The sequence below is a fragment of the Alterirhizorhabdus solaris genome, assembly GCF_007785815.1.
Taxonomy (GTDB): Bacteria; Pseudomonadota; Alphaproteobacteria; order Sphingomonadales; family Sphingomonadaceae; genus Alterirhizorhabdus; species Alterirhizorhabdus solaris.
The window spans coordinates 64,001-86,057 of record NZ_VNIM01000004.1 but is presented as its reverse complement, the minus strand read 5'-3'; the positions used below and the strand labels follow the sequence as shown (position 1 = coordinate 86,057).

20 protein-coding genes are annotated in these 22,057 nt (G+C 68.1%); 13 read left to right on the top strand and 7 right to left on the bottom strand.

Annotation, left to right across the window (positions count from 1 at the left end; genetic code table 11):
- Positions 1 to 37 precede the first annotated feature (37 nt).
- From FOY91_RS02195 to FOY91_RS02170, 6 genes are all read left to right on the top strand, one after another.
- Entirely contained in the window at positions 38 to 2,734 is a 2,697-nt protein-coding gene (locus FOY91_RS02195) for a winged helix-turn-helix domain-containing protein (protein WP_145147661.1), read from the top strand.
- Positions 2,735 to 2,803: 69 nt separating this feature from the next.
- On the top strand, positions 2,804 to 3,733 hold the full coding sequence (gene kce / locus FOY91_RS02190; protein ID WP_145147659.1) for a 3,5-dioxohexanoate:acetyl-CoA acetone transferase: 930 nt from the start codon (positions 2,804 to 2,806) through the stop codon (positions 3,731 to 3,733).
- Positions 3,733 to 4,827 carry a CaiB/BaiF CoA transferase family protein gene (locus FOY91_RS02185; protein ID WP_145147657.1) on the top strand — a complete coding sequence of 365 codons (1,095 nt, stop codon included), beginning with the start codon at positions 3,733 to 3,735 and terminating at the stop codon, positions 4,825 to 4,827. The genes kce and FOY91_RS02185 overlap by 1 nt, the downstream gene beginning before the upstream one ends.
- 80 nt (positions 4,828 to 4,907) lie before the next feature.
- On the top strand, positions 4,908 to 5,417 hold the full coding sequence (locus FOY91_RS02180) for a flavin reductase family protein (RefSeq protein WP_145147655.1): 510 nt from the start codon (positions 4,908 to 4,910) through the stop codon (positions 5,415 to 5,417).
- Complete coding sequence (locus FOY91_RS02175) at positions 5,417 to 7,036, top strand: GMC family oxidoreductase (protein ID WP_145147653.1); 1,620 nt, start codon at positions 5,417 to 5,419, stop codon at positions 7,034 to 7,036. The genes FOY91_RS02180 and FOY91_RS02175 overlap by 1 nt, the downstream gene beginning before the upstream one ends.
- Positions 7,037 to 7,047: 11 nt before the next feature.
- Positions 7,048 to 8,535 (top strand): aldehyde dehydrogenase family protein, encoded by a 1,488-nt coding sequence (locus FOY91_RS02170; protein WP_145147650.1) that lies wholly within the window; start codon positions 7,048 to 7,050, stop codon positions 8,533 to 8,535.
- A 10-nt stretch (positions 8,536 to 8,545) separates the two neighbouring features.
- Here FOY91_RS02170 and FOY91_RS02165 read toward each other — a convergent pair whose 3' ends face one another.
- Positions 8,546 to 9,310: a tyrosine-protein phosphatase gene (locus tag FOY91_RS02165; protein ID WP_145147648.1), complete on the bottom strand. Its 765-nt coding sequence runs from the start codon at positions 9,308 to 9,310 to the stop codon at positions 8,546 to 8,548.
- Between the two features lie 49 nt (positions 9,311 to 9,359).
- A complete protein-coding gene (locus tag FOY91_RS02160) occupies positions 9,360 to 10,142 on the bottom strand; it encodes an SDR family NAD(P)-dependent oxidoreductase (protein WP_145147646.1) in 783 nt (260 codons plus the stop codon).
- Positions 10,143 to 10,254: 112 nt separating this feature from the next.
- Between FOY91_RS02160 and FOY91_RS02155 the strand changes: the two genes are divergently transcribed.
- The 3 genes from FOY91_RS02155 to FOY91_RS02145 are packed head-to-tail and all read left to right on the top strand — an operon-like array spanning position 10,255 to position 13,689.
- Positions 10,255 to 11,424, top strand: a complete 1,170-nt coding sequence (locus tag FOY91_RS02155) for a sulfotransferase family protein (RefSeq protein WP_145147644.1) — start codon at positions 10,255 to 10,257, stop codon at positions 11,422 to 11,424.
- Complete coding sequence (locus FOY91_RS02150) at positions 11,424 to 12,602, top strand: hypothetical protein (RefSeq protein WP_238995184.1); 1,179 nt, start codon at positions 11,424 to 11,426, stop codon at positions 12,600 to 12,602. Before FOY91_RS02155 ends, FOY91_RS02150 begins: the two co-directional genes overlap by 1 nt.
- A 1-nt stretch (position 12,603) precedes the next feature.
- Entirely contained in the window at positions 12,604 to 13,689 is a 1,086-nt protein-coding gene (locus tag FOY91_RS02145) for a Gfo/Idh/MocA family protein (protein ID WP_162527099.1), read from the top strand.
- 9 nt (positions 13,690 to 13,698) lie between these two features.
- Here the strand turns inward: FOY91_RS02145 and FOY91_RS02140 are convergent, their stop codons facing one another.
- The 3 genes from FOY91_RS02140 to FOY91_RS02130 form a co-directional block, all read right to left on the bottom strand.
- The gene (locus tag FOY91_RS02140) at positions 13,699 to 14,679 is read right to left on the bottom strand and encodes a nuclear transport factor 2 family protein (protein ID WP_145147640.1); all 981 of its coding nucleotides are present in this window, start codon (positions 14,677 to 14,679) and stop codon (positions 13,699 to 13,701) included.
- Between the two features lie 31 nt (positions 14,680 to 14,710).
- Entirely contained in the window at positions 14,711 to 15,028 is a 318-nt protein-coding gene (locus FOY91_RS02135) for a 2Fe-2S iron-sulfur cluster-binding protein (RefSeq protein WP_145147638.1), read from the bottom strand.
- A 79-nt stretch (positions 15,029 to 15,107) separates the two neighbouring features.
- Entirely contained in the window at positions 15,108 to 16,361 is a 1,254-nt protein-coding gene (locus tag FOY91_RS02130; protein ID WP_145147636.1) for a sulfotransferase family protein, read from the bottom strand.
- Between the two features lie 134 nt (positions 16,362 to 16,495).
- Between FOY91_RS02130 and FOY91_RS02125 the strand changes: the two genes are divergently transcribed.
- The 4 genes from FOY91_RS02125 to FOY91_RS02110 all read left to right on the top strand — a co-directional run bounded on the left by FOY91_RS02125 (position 16,496) and on the right by FOY91_RS02110 (position 19,835).
- Complete coding sequence (locus FOY91_RS02125) at positions 16,496 to 17,347, top strand: helix-turn-helix domain-containing protein (protein WP_145147634.1); 852 nt, start codon at positions 16,496 to 16,498, stop codon at positions 17,345 to 17,347.
- A gap of 103 nt (positions 17,348 to 17,450) precedes the next feature.
- Positions 17,451 to 18,236 carry an SDR family NAD(P)-dependent oxidoreductase gene (locus FOY91_RS02120; protein ID WP_238995183.1) on the top strand — a complete coding sequence of 262 codons (786 nt, stop codon included), beginning with the start codon at positions 17,451 to 17,453 and terminating at the stop codon, positions 18,234 to 18,236.
- 13 nt (positions 18,237 to 18,249) lie between these two features.
- Positions 18,250 to 18,765, top strand: a complete 516-nt coding sequence (locus FOY91_RS02115; RefSeq protein WP_145147631.1) for a VOC family protein — start codon at positions 18,250 to 18,252, stop codon at positions 18,763 to 18,765.
- Positions 18,765 to 19,835, top strand: coding sequence for an alpha/beta fold hydrolase (locus tag FOY91_RS02110; RefSeq protein ID WP_145147629.1), 1,071 nt, complete (start codon positions 18,765 to 18,767; stop codon positions 19,833 to 19,835). The genes FOY91_RS02115 and FOY91_RS02110 overlap by 1 nt, the downstream gene beginning before the upstream one ends.
- Positions 19,836 to 19,912: 77 nt before the next feature.
- Here the strand turns inward: FOY91_RS02110 and FOY91_RS02105 are convergent, their stop codons facing one another.
- The gene (locus FOY91_RS02105) at positions 19,913 to 20,986 is read right to left on the bottom strand and encodes an aromatic ring-hydroxylating oxygenase subunit alpha (RefSeq protein ID WP_238995182.1); all 1,074 of its coding nucleotides are present in this window, start codon (positions 20,984 to 20,986) and stop codon (positions 19,913 to 19,915) included.
- A 16-nt stretch (positions 20,987 to 21,002) separates the two neighbouring features.
- Complete coding sequence (locus tag FOY91_RS02100) at positions 21,003 to 21,956, bottom strand: Rieske (2Fe-2S) protein (protein WP_145147627.1); 954 nt, start codon at positions 21,954 to 21,956, stop codon at positions 21,003 to 21,005.
- Positions 21,957 to 22,057 lie beyond the last annotated feature (101 nt).

The following is a 22,057-nucleotide window of genomic DNA, read 5'->3' as shown; positions in this document are numbered from 1 at the left end:
ACGAGCCGCCCAAAGAGGCGGACCATAGGAGAGCGACATGGGGCTGGTGCCGACCACGATCGTACCGCCGAGCAGCCGACGTCTGTTCATCGAACGCGCCGGACTGTCGGCCATGCTGGACACGATCGGAAAGTCCCGCATCACCAGCATCAGTGCGCCCGCCGGCAGCGGCAAGACCTCCGCCGCCTTATACTGGTTTGAGCAACTGAAGGCCGCCGGTCGTCCCGGCCTGTGGCTGGCCGGGCGTGCCGGGATCTCGGACCTGACCTCGTTCCGTATTGCGCTAAAGGCCGCCGGCGTCGCCGCCGGGCTGGATTGGGCGACGCTCGATCCGAGCGGACAGAATAACGAGTGGTTTGCCATCATGGCGGAGACGGCGACCGCCCATCCGGTGCTGGTGATCGACGATGCCCAGTTGCTGCCGCGCGACGCGCTTGATTTCATCACCCAGATGATCGCCAGCGTGCGCGACACGATGACGACGATCCTCGTTTCGCGCGGCGCCCTCGGCATCCCGGTCGCGCGCAATCGTTCGCTCGGCCTGATGGTCGATATCGGCGCCAGCGAACTGCGCTTCGATCGCGCCGAGGCCATCGAGCTTCTTTCGCGCACGGCCGGCGTGCCGCTCGATGCGGAACACATGCAGCTCATCATCCACGATACGCACGGCTGGGCGGCCGGGCTGGTCATGGCGGGTGAGCTCTACCGCCGCGAGAAGGCGCAGGGGATCGGCTGGACCCGCCTTTCCGACAATCTGCGCGCCGAGTTCAACGCTTATTTTCTGGAAGAGGTTCTGTCGTTGCAGCCCCAGTCGGTTCGCGACTTTCTGGTTGATACCGCCGTGCTGGCCGATCTTTCGCCCGAAGCCTGTGCAGCGGTATCGCAGGATGACGATGCGCGTCGCCAGCTGGACGATGTGTATCAGGCCGGCCTGTTCCTGACCGCGATCGATCAGGAACGCGGCCGATTCCGCTATCATCCGCTGTTCCGCGACTCGATCCTCGGCCGGCTCAAGGAGCGCGCGCCGGCCCGCGCGGCGGCGTTGCACCGGCGGGCGAGCCGGCACTATGCCGCCGTCCATCGGCCGCTGCTCTCGCTCGATCACGCGGCGGCAAGCGGGGACGTCTCGTTCGTCGCCGACCAGCTGGAAGCCCTCGCCAACGACCTGATCTATGCCGGCCATCTCTACCGCATCGATGAACTGGGGTCCGACTTGCCCTGGCCGGTGCTGAGCGAGCGGCCGATGCTGCTGCTGGCGCTGGCGTGGCGGCGTATCCGTCGTCTGTCGTTCGCCTCGGCGGAACGGCTTATTCGCGCGGCGATCGCCATCCGCGACGCACGCCGCGCGGCGGGCGCGTTGGATGGCCACGCCGACGAGACGCTCGATTTCATGATCCGCCATCGTCAGATCATGCTAGCGGCCGCGCGGGACGACATGGTGGCGGTGGAGCAGCAGGCCGAGGGACTGTTGCAGGATCTGGGGGACGAGCACCCCTACCTCAGCTGCACCTTGCTCGCCCAGCTGATGTCCGCGCGCCGCGAGCTGTATCACTTTAACGACATCCTAAAGCTGGAAGCCGAGACGCGCCGTGCGCTGGGGCGGCCCGGTTCGGATTTCGCGTCGATCGCGCTCAAGTCGTCCGTCGCACCCACGCTGATGGCACAGGGCAAGACGGCCTTCGCCCGGCGCTTTCTCGAGGAGGCGTTGGCGACCGCCAGGGCCAACCCAGAGGTCGGTGCAGGGCTGGCGGCGTTGCCGGGGCTGCCGCTGGCCGGGCTGCTCTACGAAATCGGCGAGAGCGGGCAGGCGGCCGAACTGGTGGCGGAATATCTGCCGGCCGCGCGGCAATGGGGCTTCGTCGACCAGATCGCCGCCGGCTATTTGGTGCGCGCGCGGCTGGCTTTCGCCGCGGGCGAGATGAATGCGGCCCTGTCCGGGCTGGAGGAGGCGCATCTCGTCGCGATCGAATGCGGTCTGAGCCGGCTGCGCGCGCTGGTCGTCGCCGAGCAGGTCCGCATCCTCATCAGGATTGGCCAGATCGACGAGGCGGAGGCGGCGTTCCGTGCCGGCGACTTCAATGCTGACGAGGAGCCGGTGCCGACCCTTCACCCCACCCGCCAGAACGAGAGCATGGCGATCGCTTGGTTGCGAATCGAGATGCAGCATCATCGGCTGGTGCGTGTCCGCAAGGTGGCGGTCCGCTGGCTCGATTTCGTCAAGCGTACCGGCTCGGTACGATCGGTCGTCACGTTCGAACTGCTGCTGGCCGAGATCGCCGTGTTGCAGGGGAACCGCTCTAAGGCGCGGCGATCGGTGCGCGCGGCGGTGGAACTCGCCGAGCCGGCCGGCTGGACCCAGCTGTTCATCGACGAGGGCGAGGTGATCGCCTCGCTGCTGACCGAGGCTTATGCCAACGGCCCCATGCTGGATGCACCGGCCGACGTGTTCGCGGCGAAGCTGGCCGGCATGATGCGCAGCAGCCCCGCGATCAGCGCGGACGACGAGAACGAAGACGAGGAGGACAGCGTCGGCCTCGGCAGTCGTCTCGCCAGTCGCGAGGTGGATATCCTCACGATGGTATCCGGCGGTCTGCGTAACCGCGAGATCGGCGAACGGCTCGGTCTCACCGAGGGCACCGTCAAATGGTACATGCAGCAGATCTACGACAAGCTCGGCGTGCGGCGACGCCCGCAGGCGGTGATGCGCGCGAGGCAGTTCGGTATCCTCGCCTGATCGCCTAACCATCGGCAGGTTGGTTGTGGCCTCCGGGCGGGCATGTCGCCCGCATTAGCGGAGGACGCCATGGCCAAAGGCAAAGTAATCATCAGTTGCGCCATCACCGGCGCGATCCACACGCCGTCGATGTCGCCGTACCTGCCGGTTTCGGCCCAGGAGATCGCGGAGTCGGCGGTCGGCGCGGCCGAAGCGGGCGCGGCGATCATCCACCTGCACGCACGCAACCCGGTGGACGGGCGGCCCGATCAGGATCCCGATCTGTTCAGGCCGTTCCTCGGCGTCATCAAGCAGCGCACCGATGCGGTGCTGAACCTCACCACCGGGGGGCATCCCTCGATGACGGTGCAGGAACGTATGCGCCCGGCCGAAACCTTCGCGCCCGAAGTCGCCAGCCTCAACATGGGCACGATGGGCTTCGGTCTGTTCCCGATGCTGGACCGATACAAGGACTTCAAGCACGACTGGGAAGCGAAGGCGCTGGAGGCGTCGCGCGATCTGGTCTTCAAGAACACCTATGCCGACATTGAGCATCTCCTCTCGGTGCTGTCGCCGCAGGGTACGCGGTTCGAGTTCGAATGTTACGACACCAGCCATCTCTACAATTTGAAATACTTTTTTGATCGCGGGCTGGTGAAGGCGCCGCTGTTCATCCAGACCTGCTTCGGTATCCTCGGCGGTATCGGCAGCCACCCAGACGACATCATGCACATGAAGCGGACCGCTGATCGGCTGTTCGGCGACCATTACGAATGGTCGGTGCTCGGCGCGGGCGCGCGGCAGATGAGCATCGTCGCGATGGCCGCCTCAATGGGGGGCAACGTACGGGTCGGGCTTGAGGACTCGCTGTGGGCGGGGCGGGGCAGGCTTGCCGAAACCAACGCGCAGCAGGTGACGCTCGCCCGCCAGATCATCGAGGCGCAGGGGTTGTCGGTGGCGACGCCGGACGAAGCGCGCGCCATCCTCGATCTCAAGGGCGCGGACCGGACCACCATCTGATGACCGCCCGCACCGGTCCGCTCGCCGGCGTCCGTATCGTCGAAATCGACGCGATCGGCCCGATCCCGCTCGCCGCGATGTTACTGGCGGACATGGGCGCGGACGTGATCCGTATCGCCCGCCCGCCCGGCGCGGTCGCGGCGGCGTGGGACGATGTCGGCGGCGACGTCCTCCACCGCAGCCGCGATGTGGTCTGGCTGAACCTGAAGGCCCCCGCCGACCGCGACGCGCTGCTCGACCTGATCGACCGCGCCGATGCGCTGATCGAGGGCTATCGCCCCGGCGTGATGGAGCGGCTGGGGATCGGGCCGGAGGCGTGCCTCGCACGCAACCCGCGCCTCGTGTTCGGTCGGATGACGGGGTGGGGGCAGACCGGCCCGCTGGCGCTGCGGGCGGGGCATGACCTAAACTATCTGGCGATCACCGGCGCGTTGCATGCGATGGGCGACGGCATGTCGCCGCCGCCCGTGCCGCTGAACCTCGTCGGTGATTACGGCGGGGGCGCGATGTTCCTGATCGCGGGGTTGCTCGCCGCCATCCTGTCGGCCCGGTCGACCGGGCGCGGGCAGGTGGTGGATGCGGCGATCACCGATGGCGTGCCGGCGCTGATGAGCCTGTTCCACGCCTGGACCCCGAAGGGGCTGTGGCTGGATGCGCCGGCCAGCAACCTGCTGGACGGCGCCTCGCCCTTCTACCGCTGCTATCGCTGCGCCGACGGGCGCGATGTGGCGGTGGGGTGTCTGGAGCCGCAGTTCTTCGCGCAGATGGTGGAGGCCCTCGACCTCGCAGATCGCGGCTACGATCAGGCGGATCGCGCCGGCTGGCCGGCGATGGAGGCCGATCTCGCCGCCGTCTTCTACAGTCGCCCGCGCGATCATTGGGCGGCGTTGTTCGCGCAGACCGACGCCTGCGTTACCCCCGTGCTGTCCTTGGCGGAGGCGCCGCTCCATCCGCACAATATCGCCCGGCACAGCTTCGTGACGCGGCACGGCGAGGCGCAACCGGCCCCGGCGCCGAAAATGAACGGGACGCCGCCGACGATCACCGAACCGGGCGAGACGACCGTGACGGCGGCGATCGCGCGCTGGAGCTGAAAGGCCCGCCCGCCTTTCGACAGGCGCGCGGGGTCGGGATCGCCCCGTAGCAGAGCGCGTAACGAGACGCGGGGAGCGGCATGACGATCAGCGAGCAGACCGATGCGGAGGTTGCGACCGCCCTCAAGGCGGCGATGCGGCGGATGCCCGGCGCGGTGGCGCTGATAACGACGCATGACCCGGTGACCGGCGCGCCCGCCGGGCTTGCCGCCTCGGCGGTCATCCCCGTCTCGATGGAACCGGCCTCGATGCTGGTCAGCGTCAACCGCGCTGCCAGCGCACATGCCGCGATCGAACGCGCGGGGCGCTATTGCATCAACCTCCTCGGCATCGAGCACACCGCGCTCGTCGGCCTGTTCTCGAACAGTGCATTACGCACCGAACGCTTCGCCGGCGCGGAATGGCAGGTGCGCGATGGCCTGCCCTATCTGCCGCAGGCGTGCGCGGCGATCTTCTGCACCGTCCGCGAGACGCTGGTCTTCGGCACGCACGAACTGTTCGTCGGCACGGTCGATGCGGTCCACGCGGGCGAGGGTAGCGATCCACTCGGCTGGATCGAGGGGGGCTATGCCCGCCTCGGACCGCTCTGATGGCGACGCCCGGCGATAGCTACGATTACATCATCGTTGGTGCCGGCTCGTCCGGCTGCGTGCTGGCGAACCGGCTTTCCGAGGATCCGGCGACGACGGTCCTGCTGGTGGAGAGCGGCCCCGACGATACCAGCCCGCTCGTCCACATGCCGCGCGGAATCGGCAAGCTGCTCGCGCCGGGCAACCCGCATGTCTGGGATTATCAGGTATCGCCGGGGGGCAACAAGCCGCCCGAGCTGTGGCTAAAGGGACGCGCGGTGGGCGGGTCGAGTTCGGTCAACGGGATGGTGTACGTGCGCGGTGCGCCACGCGATTATGACGGCTGGGCGGCGCTCGGCTGCACTGGCTGGGGCTGGGACGAAATGGGCCGCCGCCTCGTCGAACTTGAGGATCATCCGCTCGGTGCCGGGCCGTGGCGCGGCGTTGGCGGACCGCTGAAGATCACGATGCATCCTTCGGGCAATCCGCTGTGCGAGGCGGTGCTGGACGGCGCCGGCGAGATCGGGGTGCCGCGTGTGGCGGACATGAACGATGTCGATGTGGTGCGCGACGGAGGCCTGGGCTACCAGCCGACCACGACCTGGCACGGCAGGCGGTTCAGCGCCGCGCGCGCCTTCCTTACGCCGGTGCGCGGCCGCCCCAACCTGACGGTGCTGCCGAACACCGACGTGCTGCGGATCGGCATCACCGACCGCGTCGCGACAGGCGTCGTGGTGAGGAACAAGGCGGGCGGCACGCGCGCTATTCCGGCACGGCGCGAGGTGATCCTATCGGCCGGCGCCATCCAGTCGCCCACGCTTCTCCAGTTGTCGGGCATCGGGCCGGGCGCGCTGTTGCGGGCGCATGGCATCGAGGTGGTGGTGGATGCCCCCGGCGTGGGGCGCAACCTGCGCGAGCATCGCTACCTTTCCACGCAATATCGCGTGAAGGGGGCTAGCCTGAACCACAGCTTCCGGGGGCTTGGCCTGATCCGCTCGGCGCTTTCCTACCTGCTGCGATCGTCCGGCCCGTTGACCCATTCGGCGCACGAGGTCGGCGGCTTCGTGAAGACCCGCCCCGGGCTGGACCACGCCGATGCGCAGATTGGCATGGGGCTTTACTCGATGCATCCGACGGCCAAGGGCATCGCGATCGATCCGTATCCGGGCCTTACGATCCTCGGCTATTTCACCAACCCCGAAAGCCAGGGCGAGCTGCGGATCACATCCCCCGATCCGGACGTGAAGCCGTTCATCGACGCGAACCATTTCTCGGCCGAGATCGACCGCATTTCGGCTGTCTCGCTGTTTCGCTTCCTGCGTGCGCTGGGGCAGGCGCCGGCGCTGGCGCAGTGGATCGTCGAGGAGACGCTGCCTGGACCTTCGATCGCCACGGACGAAGACGTGCTGGCCAATGCCACCACGATCGGCGGCACATCGTTCCACATCTGCGGCACCGCGCGCATGGGCGGGCCGGGTGATCCGGATGCGGTGCTCGATCCACAGCTGCGCGTGCGCGGCGTCGGGCGGCTGCGCGTGGTCGATACGTCGGTCATGCCGACGATCGTCTCCGGCAACACCAATGCACCGGCGATGGCGATCGGCCTGCGCGCCGCCGACCTGATCCGCTTCGATCGCTGAAGGATAGCTCCATGGACGTGCCGTTCACCGATATCGATCGCCTGTATATCGATGGCCGCTGGGAAGCGGTCGCCGGCCGCGACGCGGTGCTGAACCCGGCCACCGAAGCGGTGATCGGCGAGGCGCCGGTGGGCGATGCCGCCGCCGCGCAGGCCGCCATCGCGGCGGCCCGCCGGGCGTTCGACAGCGGGCCATGGCCGCGCATGACGATGGCCGCGCGGGGGGAGGTGATGCGTCGAATGCACGCCGCGTTTCTCGCCCGGCGGGAGCGGATCGCGGCACTCATCATCGCGGAGGTCGGCTGCGCGCAAGGCATCACCTACGCCATGCAGGTGGATGTGCCGCTCGCCCACCTGCTCTCCGCGCTCGATCATGCCAGCCGCGACGACAGCGTGCGCCTACCGATCGAGACGGTCGCCGATCCGATGAACCCCGCCGGCCCGCGCATCATCGGCGGCACCACCGTGGTGCGCGAGCCCGTGGGCGTGGTCGCCGGGATCACCGGCTACAACTTCCCGTTCCTGCTGAACCTCGCCAAGATCGTGCCGGCGCTGCTGGCCGGCAACACGCTGGTGCTCAAACCCTCGCCGTTCACGCCCTATTCCGCGTTGTTGTGTGGCGAGGTGGCGGACGAGATCGGTCTGCCGCCCGGCGTACTGAACGTGGTGACCGGCGGGCCGGACGTGGGCAATCTGCTCACCACCGATCCGCGCGTCGATCTCGTCAGCTTCACCGGATCGGAAGGGGTGGGCGCCGCGATCATGGCGCAGGCCGCGCCCACGCTGAAACGGGTCCACCTCGAACTCGGCGGCAAATCGGCGCTGATCGTGCGGGCCGACGCCGATGTCGAGAAAGCGGCGCTGAGTGCGGTCGCGATCCTCTCGGTCAACTGCGGGCAGGGCTGCGCGCTGCTGACCCGGCTGCTGGTGCACAACAGCGTCCGCCCGGCCTTCGTGGCGGTGGCGAAAGCGGTGGCGGCATCGTGGAAGATCGGCGATCCGGCCGATCCGGGCGTGCTGATGGGGCCGCTGATCCGCGAGCAGCAGCGCGCCAAGGTGGAACGTTTCATTCAGACTGGCCGCGACGAGGGCGCGCGACTGGTCCACGGCGGCGGCCGCCCGGCGGGGCTGGATAAGGGCTATTTTACCGACCTCACGCTGTTCGACGATGTCCGTAACGACATGACGATCGCGCAGGAGGAGATCTTCGGCCCGGTCGGCGCGGTGATCGGCTTCGATACGGATGACGAGGCGATCGCGATCAGCAACGATTCGCGCTTCGGGCTGAACGGCGGCATCGTCACCGCCGACGCCGCCACCGCCTACGAGATGGCGTTGCAGATCCGCGCCGGCAGCGTGGCGATCAACGGCGGCACCGGCAAGATGAGCTATGCGCCGATCGGCGGCTACAAGAGATCCGGCATTGGCCGCGAATACGGGCCGGACTGGTTGCGCGAATACCAGCACGAGAAGTCGATCTTCTACCCGATCGGGCGATAGCGCCGGTGGCTCAACCCGCTTCCGCCACCATCGTCGTGCGGAAGCGGTCGAACAGTGGCCCGTCCACGCCGGCAGCGACGAAGTAGCCCGCGATGTCGCCGTGATCGCGCGCCGCCGCCGCCAGCGCGGCATCGAGGAAGTCCACATCGACGCCGACCATCGCGTCGATCAGCGCCTCTCCGGGGCGGAAGCCGAAGGTTTCCTCGAACTGTTCGTGAATACCGCCGCGCAAACGCAGGTTTTTGCCGAACACGTCCGATCGACGATAATCAGCCACCACGACATCGTGCGGCACGCCGAGCGCGGTGAGCAGCAACGCCACCAGCACGCCGGTGCGGTCCTTGCCGGCGGTGCAGTGGATCAGCACCGGCGTCTCCCCCGCGACGATCGCCTCGATCAACGGTTTCAGATGCGGGCGGATCGCCGCCGGCATCGAGCCGTAGTTGACCATGAGCGCCGCCCGTGCCGCCGCCAGCGTCGGATCATGTTGCAGCGTCTTCCAGCCTTCGTTGGTGGCGACGCGCAGGTCGGCGGTGATGTCGAGGTTCATCAGCCGGGCGGTCGTCGTCCAGTCGTTGGGGTCTTTGTCGCGCTCGCTGCCGGCGCGCAGGTCGCAGACGAGGCGGATGCCCATCGCGGCCAGTTCGTCGCGATGGGCGGGCGCGAAGCTGGCCGGCCCTTCGGAACGGTAGAGGATGCCGTGACGCACCACCCCGCCTGCTGCGAGCAGGCCGCCGATATCGCGGAAATTGAGTTTGGACAGGGCTTCGGTCATGGCGAGACTCGCAATGTGGGGGGAGGAAGCGGAGCGCCCGTCGGCGTGGTCAGCAGTTCAGTTGGCCACCATCCACCACCAGCGTCTGCCCGGTGATGAAGCCCGCCGCGTCGCCCGCCAGATAAAGTACCGCGGCAGCGACGTCGCCGGCTGTGCCCTGCCGGCCGATCGGCGGCATGAAGGCGGCGATCCGCTCGGGCGAAAAGGCCGGGCCGGTCGAGGTCATCTGCCCCGGCGTCGCGGTATTGCCGGGGCAGACCGCGTTCACCGTGATGCCGTCCTTCACCACTTCCATCGCGGTGGCGCGGGTCAGCCCGGCGACGGCGGCCTTCGAGGTGGAATAGGCCAGCAGGCTGGGTGCCATCGCGTGGAAGGCGCTGTTCGAGGCGATGTTGACGATGCGCCCGCGCGTTCCGTCCGCCCGCATCACCGCCACCGCCTCGCGCGTGGCGATCATCGGGCCGCGCAGATTGACCGCCATCATCCTGTCCCAGAAGGGCGTGGTCGTGTCTTCGAGGTAGTTGCGGTCCTGTAATCCGGCGCAGTTGACCAGAATGTCGAGACGGCCGAGGGCTTTCCGAGCGTCCACCATCATCGCGACGACTTGCGCCTCGTCCGCCATGTCCACGGCGAAGGCGTATGCTGTGCCACCGGTCGCGACGATCGATCGCGCCACCGCGTCCGCCTCGACCGCCTTGATGTCGCATATGGCGACAGCCGCGCCGACGCTGGCGAACAGCCGCGCGATCGCCTCGCCCATGCCTTGCCCCGCGCCGGTGACGATGGCGGCGCGACCCGGGAGGCCGAACATGGTGTGCAGCGATGGCGGCAACGGACTCTCCTCGTTCCCGGCGTCCTTTCACGCGGCCGTGGCCGGCTCACCTGTCGTCGGGCGGGTAGCGCGCGGCCCGCCTCACCCTAGGCTCGCAGGCGGAGGAGAGACGATGGCGACGATCCAGATTCACGATGTGCCGGGCGATGTCCCGGGGGCCGATACGCTGCTGGCCGAGGTTTCGCTGCCGACGGCCCTGCGCGAGGGCGTGCGCCCCGGCCTCGATGCGATGCTGGGGGCGCTGGCGGCCGAGCGCGGCCTGAACGCCGGGGGGCGTGCCGGGGCGATCGCGATGTTCCGCGATCATCTGCGCCGGCTTGCCGCCGTCGCCGCCGATCGCCTGCGTTTCCCCGAAATCGCCGACGTGCGGATCGAGCGGCCGGTGTTCATCCTCGGCCTGCCCCGCTGCGGCACCAGCCTGCTGCACGCCCTGATCGGCGCCGATCCCGGCGTCCGCACGCCGATGTCGTGGGAGGTGGCGCAACCCTCGCCACCGCCCGACGCCGCGACCTATGCGAGCGACCCGCGCGCGCGGGCATTCGACGATTACGTCGCCGCCACCTTCACCGGCAAATGGGCCGACATGCTGAAGGCCCATCCGATCGGCGCGTGGATACCGCAGGAGGACGGGATGATCCTCGAAACGTCGTTCCGCAGCCTGAACCCGCTCACGATGTTCCGCATCCCCAATTATTACCCGTGGTATCTCGCGGGCGATTCAACCTTCGCCTATCGCGTCCACAGGATGTTCCTGCAACAACTGGCATGGCGCAACCCGCGCCGCCGATGGGTGCTCAAGGTGCAGGAACACGCCTATCACCTGCCCGAACTGCGCGCCGTCTATCCCGATGCGCTGTTCGTGCAGCCGCATCGTGATCCCGTGACGGTGATGGCCTCTATCTGCCGGCTGATCGAGGTGCTGCGATCGACCGCGTTCGATCGGCAGGATCGCACCGCGCTGGGCGAGGAACTGCTGCACCTGTGGCACGACGGGCAGGCGCGGATGATGGCGTATCGCGCCGCGCATCCCGACCTGCCGATCCACGACCTGCGCTACCGTGATCTGGCCGCCGATCCGCTGGCGACGGTGCGCGACGTGTATGCCTTCGCCGGCATCCCCTTTACCGCCGGGACGGAGACGGGCGTCGGCCGCTGGGTGGCGGACAATCCCGCCGGCAAGCATGGCCGGCACGTCTATGCACTCGCCGATTACGGCTTGACCGAGGATCGTGTCCGCACGGTCTATGCCGACTACATCGCGGCCTATCGGGCGTATCTGTGATGGCGCTGCCCGGCTGGCGCGATCATCTGGCGACGCTGGCGGAGGCCGAGGAGGTGCTTGGCCTGCTCGCGCGTCCCGCCAATCCGGCGCTTGAGCAGGAGGCTTTGCGGCTGCTGTTTCTCGCGCTGTCCGGCGGCTTCCTCACCACCTTCGCCGATCCCGATCGGCCCGATTTCGTCCCGGCGGTGAACAATCTGCTCAACGGCAGCATGACCAACCCGGATTTCATCTACGGCACCGCGACGGTGGACGGTGCGGGTACCTACCGGATCAGCGGCGAGCGCGGCGACGCACTGTTCCTGTTCTTCGATATCGTCGCCGGCGGGCTCGGCGTGATGGACACCTTGGGGCCGTCGCTCGGATCGATCGACGGTGACTCGCTGACGATCGACGCCGATGGTCTCTTCGAGCTGTTGCTCAGCGCGGAGCGGCCGACCGACTGGGCCGGCGACTGGCGCCCGCTCGACCCCCGCGCGCGGACGATCACCATGCGGCAGGCGGTGTATGACTGGGGCAGGGGGCGCGATCCCCGTGTGGCGATCGAGCGGGTCGATCGCCCGCTTCATCATCGCCGCTCCACCCCCGGGGAGGTCGCCGAACGGCTCGCCGCGCTCGCCGCCTATCCGCGCCGCTATGCCGGGCTGTGGCTGGGCGTGGTGCGGGACTGGATGGCCAGGGGGCTATGGAACCGCTTCGAGCATGACGACTGGGCCGGGCGCGGTGGCGTGACCGGGCAGCATTACTATCAGGGTCTGTTCCGGCTGGAGCCCGGCTACGCGCTGCTGTTGGAGACGGCGCTGCCGGCACGGGTGCGCTACTGGAACGTGCAGCTCGGAGATCTGGTGTGGAACACGATCGACTGGGTGAACTGGCAGTCGAGCCTGAACGGCGGTCAGGCTCGGCTCGACGACGACGGCCGGTTTCGCGCGGTGATCGCGCTCGATGATCCCGGCGTGCCCAACTGGCTCGATCCCGGCGGCAATACCGAGGGGGCGATCATGCTACGCTGGACCGAGGCGAGCGACGGCCCCGCGCCGATGCTGACGCCGGTACGGCTGGACCGGCTGCGCAATCACCTGCCGCATGATACGCCGGCGGTGACGCCGGCAGAGCGCGACGATGCTCTCCGCAGGCGGCGGACCGGGGCGCAACTCAGGCGGCGCTGGGAAGGGGAATGATATGGCAAGCGTGTTGCGCGTCGGCATCATCGGCGCGAATCTTCAGGGCAGCTGGGGGGTCGGCGCGCACCTGCCGGCGCTGGCGGCGCTGGATACCGTGCGGGCGGTGGCCGTCGCCACGACACGCGAGGAGACGGCGCGGGCGACCGCCGACGCCTTCGGCATTCCGCACGCCTTCGGCGATCCGCACGCCCTCATCGCCCACCCGGACGTGGATGCGGTGGCGGTCTGCGTGCGGGTGCCGGCGCATCGCGATCTGGTGCTGGCAGCGATCGCGGCGGGCAAGCACGTCTATTGCGAATGGCCGCTGGCGCGGGACACGGCGGAGGCGCGCGACCTGCTCTCGGCGGCGCGGGCGGCGGGGGTCGTCCATATGGTCGGCCTGCAATCGCGCAGCGCGCCGGTGCTGGCCCATGCCAGGGCATTGATCGCAAGCGGGGCGATCGGCACCCCGCGCAGTGCCGCGCTGACTCATTCGAGCGACTGGATTTCGGCGGTCTATCCCGGCACCGAATATCTGCAGGACCGGGCGAGCGGCGCGCATTTCCTGAGTATTCCCGGCGGCCACAGCGTGGATGCGCTGACATGGCTACTCGGCGGCGACTTCGCCCGGCTGCAGGCCGTCGTGCAGACCGGGCTGCGCGATCTGACCGCGATGGCGACGGGCGCGCCCCTCACGCGGACCTCGGCCGATCAGGTGCTGGTGGCCGGGGTGCTGGAAAACGGCGTGGTCGCCTCGGTCCGGCTGTCGGGCGCATCGTCGCCGGGCACGGGGGTGTGGCTGGAGGTGAGCGGCGATTCCGGCGACCTCGTCATTCAGGGACCGCCCGGTGCGCGGGGCATCCAGATGACGGACCTGACGCTCTACCGGACATCCGCCACGGGGGAGCTGGAGCCAGTGGAAATACCGGCCGACGCCTGGCGCACCCCGGCGACCTTGCGGAACAATCCGCCGATGAATGTCGGCGCGGCATGGCTGCATTTCGCCGACGCAGTCGCCCGGGGCACGCCCGCAACCCCCGGTTTCGCCGAGGCCGTGCGGCTGCACGAACTGCTCGACGGGATCGAGGCGGCGGCCCGTTCCTGAACGGCCGACCTATTCCGCTGCGCCCGGGCCGGTCATCATGCCTTTCATCGCCGCCTGATCGACCGGATAGGACACCATTTCGAGAAAGGAATACCATTTCCCGCCGATGCGCCGCATGCAATCGCTCTGGCGCAGCGCGACGTTGCTGGCGGTGCCGTCGTTGAGCGTTAGCGTGATGTTCTGCGTGTTGATCTGTACGCCCATCGCGCCATCCGAGTCCGCCACGAACATCGGCATCGAGAGCTTGATGTCCTTGTAGCTGTTCATCACCGCCGCATAATGACCGCGGACCTCCTTGCGGCCGATCAGCGCGCGGGGGTGAAGGCTGTCATAGACCAGCAGGTCGTCACCCGGCCCGTAATAGCCCATCAGCATGTCCAGCCCCTGCGAGGCGCCGCCGATGTCCATCCATAGCCGAATCTCGGCCTTCGCCTGTGCCGGCGTGGTCGAGGGCGCCTCAACCGGCCGGGCCGACCATGAGAGCGTGCGCGGCTGGATCGGGGCGTCGAGCAGCGCCCGCTGCGTCTTCGGATCGAGCGGCAGCGAGATATGTTGCTGGACGATCTGCCAGCGCCCGTTCACCTTCTTCAGCGCGTCGAGCTGGCGCAGGTTCATGGTGAAGCGGGTGCCGTCCTTCATCTCCGTCCGGAAGGCGATCTGCATGGCGGCACAACCGAACGTGCCGTTGGTGGCGACGATCGTCTCGGGCGCGGTGTGCGCGAGCGACCGGATCTTCGCCAGTTGCGTGGCGAAACCGTCGCGGATCTGCGCGCGTCCGCGAAACACGCCCGGGGTGAAGGTGTCGAGCACCACCGCGTCCTCGGCGTAGTCGGCGATCAGCCGGTCGGCGTCCAGCTCGCCGGCGATCCTCGCCTCCAGCGCGAAGATCGCGGCGACATCGGCGGGGTCGTTGAAATTGGGCACGGGCGCGGCGCCGATCAGTGCCGCCCCGATCGCGGCGGCCGCCAGCAGGCGGTGGTTTCGGCGCATCTCTGTCTCCCGTTGGTTCGTCTGGCGACGATCAGTCTTCCTTGGCGAGCGTCACCCGCATGCCGTTCAGCGCCTCGCTCATCAACAGCTGACAGGACAGGCGCGACTGGCTGTCGCGATGATCCGATCCGTCGAGCAGATCGCTCTCGTCGTCGGTGACCGGCGGCAGTTTCTCGAAAAAGCCGGGTTCGACGTGAACGTGACAGGTGGCGCACGAACAACAGCCGCCGCACAGCGCCAGCATCTCGTCGATCCCCGCGTCGCGGATCACCTCCATGACGCTGAGGCCGACGTCGGCCGACAGGGTGCGTTCCTCGCCTTCGCGCGTGACGACGATCAGTTCGGGCATGGTGTGATCTTTCGATGGTGGTCTCGTCACGGGTGGTGGGTGAGGCATGGCGGCCGGCCACCTGCCGGCGGGCAGGGGATCAGCCCACCTCGATCTCGGCCGGGAAGCGATCAAAGTAAAAACCGAAACCCTGGCGGATCTCGCGCGCGGTGATCGCGAAATCGCGCTCCAGATCGTAGACGATCCGGCCCTTGCTCTGCTCGCCATGCTTTTCGAGATAGGCGTGGAGCGTGACCAGCGTCTCGTCGGTCAGCGGCAGTTTGGCCTTACGATAGATTTCGCGCAGGATCGGATCCGGGTTCCTGATCCAGTCGTGAAAATACACGTCGAGGGTCTGTTCGGGCGGCAACACGTCGCGGTCGCGCACGCACGCTTCCAGCAGCCGGCGATAGCGGTCAATCCAGTAATCCTTGGCCTCTTCGCGATCAACCGCGTTGCGGAGCATGCGCGCGGCGTAGGTCGCCATCGTCAGCTGCGAGCGGATCGAACCGACCGGATCGCGGTGGGTGATGACGAAGGTGGCGTCGGGAAAAGTCCGGTAGAGCGCGGGCAGCTGCTCCATGTGCTGGGGACATTTGATGACCCAGCGGTTCGGGCCTTTCAGGAAGGTGAGAAGCTGAAGGCCTTTCTTCAGATAGGCGTAAGTGCCGGCCTGATCGCGGCTGAGGTAGTAATCGCGCCAGCGCGGCACATAGGCCAGCCATTCGAGCAGGTAGGAGGAGAAGTCGATGGCCTGGAGCTCGATGTCCTCGCTGATATGATCGGGCGAGAACTCATGCATGATCGCCATGTAAGGCAGGATCGCCTCCATGGCGCGCCAGCCGGCCTCGGCCTTCGTCCAGCGCGGGTTGGCGTCGTCGGGTGTCGGCGCCTCGTCGGTCGCGGGGACGGGCGCGATCGCCTCCCACCACGGCAGCGACCGCAGGCGGGTATCGGCGCCGAGCAGCCCGAGCAGATGGGTGGTACCCGATCGCGGCAGGCCGGCGACGATGATCGGTTGCTCGATTTCTATGTCCAGGATCTCGGGATGACGTTTGATCATATCCTCGACCCGCAGGCGGGTGGCGGCATAGCGCACCATCATCTGGAACAGGTTGACGCGGGTGACGCCGGAGGCGTTCGCATCCTCCTCGACCGCCTGGCACCAGACAGACAGCCGCTCGTGAAAATCGGCGGCGCCGAAATCGGCGAGGCCGGTCTGGTCGCGGGCGGCGGCGAGGATCGCAGCGGGATCGAAGGCGATTTCGGCGGCGGCGGCGTCTCTAAAGACCTGCTCCTGCAACGGCGTCCGCACCGGGTGCAGCAGGTCGGTGATGTCTATCCCGGCGGTCATTCGGCTCTCCCTGCCTGTTCCCGCAACAGTGCCGTGACGGACGGACGCCGCAATCCGCGTGAGTGTCGCGCCCGCGCCAAATGTCGCCGCCAGCCGCCAATCGGGCAGGCCGCCGCATGAAACGGGAGCCGCAGATGCCGATCTCGCAAGTCTATGACGTGCCGGACACGGCGGCGTTGCAATGCCACGTCGGCGGCCGGATCGCGCTGTCCGGGGCGACGGTGGAGTTGCACCATTATCGCTTCCGTGGGCCGCAGAGCGCGGTGTTCCGCTCCGATCGTGCCTTCGTCGATCTCGCGCTGTCGCATCGGCCGGGCCGGCCGCGCGGCACTTATGGGGAACATGGGAGCCTGCGGCCGCTCGGCGAGGTGCTGTTCGTCCCGGCAGGGTATGCATTGAATACCGAGTGGGGCGAGGGTGAGCAAACCTCCATCTGCTGCGCCTTCGACGCCGGGGACGACGACATTGGCGCGGTTGCGCTGGAAGCCGCGCTCGACGTGCGATCACCGCCGGTGCGCGAGGCGCTGGTGCGGCTGGCGCGCGAGATCGAGCAGCCGGGCTGGTGCAGTGCGTTGCTGGCACAATCCCTTTGCGACCAGATGACGATCGAGATCGGCCGCTATCTGCGTCGGTCCGCCGGACCGGCGGAACGCGCGACGGGGCTGACACCGGCGCAGGTGCGGCGGATCGACGATCTGATCGCGATGCCGGGCAAGCTGCCGGGCGTCGCCGAGATGGCGAGGCTGTGCGATCTTTCCACCCGGCATTTCTTTCGTATGTTCCGGGCGGCCACGGGGACGACGCTTGCCGATTATGCCGCCGCGCGACGTCTGGCGCAGGCGCGGGCGATGCTCGCCGCCGCCCGCCCCCCGGTGAAGGAGATCGCGTGGCGGTGCGGCTTCGAGACGCCGGCCGCTTTTTCGGCTGCATTCAGGAAGGCGATGGGGGTGACGCCGACACAATATCGCCAGTCGGTGCTGCGTTAGGTGAGGGGCTCGGTAGCGATGCGAATGGCGCTCGCGCACTGGAGTCGCCGATTGTCTGGATGCGGGGGCGGCGCACAATGAGGCGTGAGGGGAGAGGATCACGATGCCCGAAAATATGTTCGATCTGACGGGGAAGGTGGCGCTCGTGACGGGTGGCAATTCCGGGCTCGGCTTCGGCTTCGCGCGCGGGCTGGCGCGGGCTGGGGCGGACGTGGTGATCTGGGGCCGTCGCGCCGACCGTAATGCCACCGCCGCCGAGGCGTTGCGCGCGCACGGCGGGCGCGTGCTGGCCGACAGCATCGACGTGACCGACGACGACGCGATCGAGGCCGGCATCGCCCGCGCGGTGGCTCTGTTCGGCCGCGTCGATATCGTCGTAGCCAACGCCGGCATCGCCGCGCAGGTGCCGTTCGTGGACATGGACCGCGCCGCCTATCGCCGCCTGATCGACATCAATCTCGACGGCGCAGTCTTCACCCTGCGCGCGGCGGCGCGGCATATGATGAAGCGCGCGGCGGTCGGCGACGCGGGCGGATCGCTCATCATCTGCGGTTCCGGTTCCATCTTTCAGGGGGTTCCCACCCTCGCGCATTACGGCATCGCCAAGGGCGGGCTGAACGCGCTCGCCAAGGCGTTGGCGGCGGAGCTGGGGCCGCACGGTATCCGCTGCAACGTGATCGCCCCGGGTTTCATCGAGACCGAGATGACATTCGCCGATCCGGCCGTGGGCGAGATGATCGCCGCGTCGGTGGCGGCCCGGGCGCCGCTCGGCCGCGCCGGCAAGCCCGCCGATCTGGAGGGCGCGGTCGTCTATCTCGCCAGCGACATGGCACGCTATCACACCGGCGACACGCTGGTGATCGACGGCGGCAAATTGTTCACCAACTGAGGAAACCCCGGTCATGTTCGCCCGCCCCAACAGCAAGTACAGTCAGGTGGCCTACGTCACCAACGACGTGATGGCCGCCGCCCGCCTGTTCGAGGAGACCTATGGCGCGCCCGGCTTCTATCACTTCACCAACATGCAGCCTGGCGGCACGATCGGTAACGGGCCCCAGCTGAAGATCGCGCTCGCCCGCGTCGGCGGTGTCGAGATCGAGCTGATCGAGCCGATCGGCGACGGCGCGGCGATGTTTAGCGATGTGCTGCCGGGCGGGTCGGATCTGGCGATCCGGTTCCACCATGTCGCCATCCGCATCGACGGTCCGCTGGAGAACTGGGAGGCGTATGTCGCATCGATCGATTTCGACAGGCACATCGTGGTGTTCGAGGGGCAAATGGGGGACGACCTGCGGTTCTTCTACACCGACGAGCGCGCGACGCTTGGCCATCATGTCGAGCATGTATGGATGTCGCCCGCGCTGTCCGCGCAGGTAACCGCGGCGACACCGACCTATCCCGGCGCGGGGGCATCCTGATGCGGCCGGCGATCGATATCTTCATCGACGTGACCGTGGCGGCCGGTCTCGATATCCCTGCGCGGACCGCCGTGACGATCATCCTGCCCGACGAGGTGCCGACCGAACGGCCGGTGGTGTGCTTCGCCTTTCCCGGCGGCGGCTACGGCCGGCGATACTTCACCTTTGATATGCCAGGCGATATGCCGGGTGACGGCGCGGGCGGGCAGGCCGGGTTCCATGTGTCGCGCGGCTGGATCTTCGTCGCGGTCGACCACCTCGGTTTCGGCGAATCGACGGTGCCGGACGGCAACGCCCTCGATCTTGACAACATCGCGGCGGCCAACCACGCGACAGTGGCCGAGGTGATGCGGCGGCTGGAAGACGGCACGCTCGCGCCGGGTCTGGCGCCGGTACGCGGGGCGACAACGCTCGGCATCGGCCAGTCGATGGGCGGCTGCTTCACCGTCGTGGCACAGAGCCAGTTCGGCACGTTCGACGGGATCGGCGTCCTCGGCTATTCGGCGATCCACACCATCGTGCCGACGCGGCCAGGCGCGCCGGCGGTGGCGTGGCCGTGGATCGCCCGGCGTAGCTCGCTCGACAGCCCACAGGTGCTCAACGCGGCGGCGCTGGCGGTGGCCGGGGGCATCAGGCTGGGCGATAGCGCGGCGCTGGAGGCAGCGGCGGCCGGGGGCGAACATCCGTTCCGCTGGGCCTTCCATTGGGACGACGCCCCGGCCGACATCGTGGCGCTGGATATGGCGGCGACCGCCGGCACCGGCGACCCGCTGCCGGCATGGCGATCCGCCACGACCCCGCCGTGCGGGGTCTACATGGTGGCGCCCGGCGCCGTCGCGCAGGAGGCGGCGGCGATCACGGTGCCGGTGCTGGTCGCCAACGGCGAGCGCGACGTGGTGCCCGACCCCTGGGCCGAGCCAAAGGCTTACCGGAGCAGCACCGACGTCACCGTCTATGTCTGCCCGCGCATGGCCCACATGCACAATTTCGCCCACACCCGCGCCAGCCTGTGGACACGCCTTCACGGCTGGGGCGAAGGGGTGGCGGCGATGCGGCGGGTGGAAGGTTGACCTCGGCCTAGCGCGCGGCGGCGGGAGATGTAAGCGGCCGCCGCGCGCCGTTGGCTCCCGTCGTCGTCGTGCAGTTTCTAGAAGCGGAACAGTTCCTTACGCAACCCGATGATGTCGCTGCAATCCTCGCTCACATTGTCGCGATAGGCGAAATCGCCACCCGCCTGACGTGCCGCCAGATCCTGCATCAGCAAGCGATAACGCTGCCCCGGCGCATCGAACCGGGAGTGGAGATCCTTGCGCGCCGTGGGCCGCATGTAGCGCGGGCTTTGCGGCGAGGTCATCGAACTGTCCTGCCGCGATACCTTGTAGCCCGCCATCGGCATGATGTGGCGGAACAGCAGCCCGGCGTTGGAGGTGTTCATCACCATCTCCATCCGCGTGCGATCCCGCGTTTCGGGCGTGCAGGGGTGGAACAGCGGCACATCGTCCCCCGGCTCGAACCGGCCATAGGCGATCGCGCAGTGCGAGCGCAGGTAGATACGGATCACCTGCCGCACGTTCTGGGTCGGCTGGCGGATGCCGCTGAAGAACTTCATGATCGGCGCCACCGATTTGTTCACGAGGGTTCGCACCATCGTGATCGTCTCGCTGTCATAAAATGTTTCGATCGTCTCGCTGTCCGATCGCTCGTCGCCCACGACATCGGCGTGGAGGAAATCCGCGTGAGTCAGATCGATCAGGTTTTCCAGACTGATCGGCGCCGAACAGTCGAACCGCTGGGTCGCGGTCATGTATTTAGGCAGTCCACCCTGCGGCGGCAGGAACGGCAGACTCGGTAGATGCGCCGGATCGGCGGCCTGCGGGTTGCCGAACCAGCCCCAAACGACGCCGTAATGCTCCATCACCGGGTAGCGCCCGGCGGCGTCGGTATAGATGCTCTTCTCCCGCATACGGGCCTCGGCCGGGTGAAATTCCGCCGCGACCGCCTTGCCGCCCTCGCGCCAGACAAAGTAGGGTTGCGAGTAGATCGCCCGCCGTACCGGCGTCTTGCCGATGCCGTAGGAGTGAGCGATCGGAAACCAGCTGTCGCGCATCACGATATCGTGCGGCACCCAGTTGTTGACCGCGTTCAGCGATGTGGCCGGCTTGGGGGCGGCGCCGTGCTGCAGGTCGATCTGATCCTGCGGGCGGGAGAGGATATCGAGCATTGGGTGTCTCCTTGGCTCAGGCGGCGACGGGGGTGCGGGAAAGCTCGGCGGTGGCCCCGGGGGTGGACGATGTGGCAAGCCGCGCGCGCAGGTCGTCGTAATGCGTCGAGGCGGACGGCTTCGACCGTCGCAGCGCCGCCGCGTCGATCGCTTCCCGCACGGCAAACGGCGTGCCTAGCCCGAGCAGGCGGCCGTGCAGTCCGCTCCCCCGGCCCACCTCGGCACGCCAGCGAACGGCCGTAACGCCCCGCGCGGCGGGGACAGGGGCGATCACGGCGGTGAGCAGCGTGGTGAACTGATCGTCGCGCAAGGGCAGCTCGGTGCGTCCGGTGGCCGGATCGGAGCGCGTCAGCACGGTTATCGGGAAGTCAGCCGAGAACGGCGCGGGCCAGTGCAGCCCGGCCCACTGGCAACTGCGCTCCATCACCAGCAGGCCACCCTCCTCGCGAAGCTCCGACATGAGATAGGGCGTGAAGCGGACCCCGCGAATGTCGATCAGCAGGGCGGGATCATCGTAGAGCGCCGCGATCCAGGCGGCTTGTTCGATCGCGACATGCGCGGTGCCCGAAAGCGCCATCGTGGATACCTCGGGCGCGGGCGCGGCGGCCGCCGGATCGAGGCAGACCCGCACGAACCCGCCGCTCTCGGCGATCGCGAACGCCTGCGCCTTGTACACCGGCGGAAAGCGTTGTTCGCCCTTCATGTTCGGGATTTGCTTGAGCCGGCCGGTCGCGCCGTCATAGCTCCAGCCATGATAGCCGCACTGGATCCAGCCATCGTCCCTGATGCAGCCGAGCGACAGCGGCGCGCGCCGGTGCGGGCAGCGATCTTCCAGCGCGCGCGCGATCCCCTCGGCATCGCGCCACAATACCAGCGGCTGCGCGCCGATATCAACCGACAGCGGCTCTCTGGATGTCACTTCCTCGCTGCGGGCGACGATCCACCACGGTTGCAGGCCCGATTCGGTCATGGTCGGTCATCCTCTCATCGTGAAATTGACACACGACAATTTATTCGTCAAGCAGGGGTATGGATGTGACTGTTATTTTACCCGTGGAGGCAGGGCCGGCG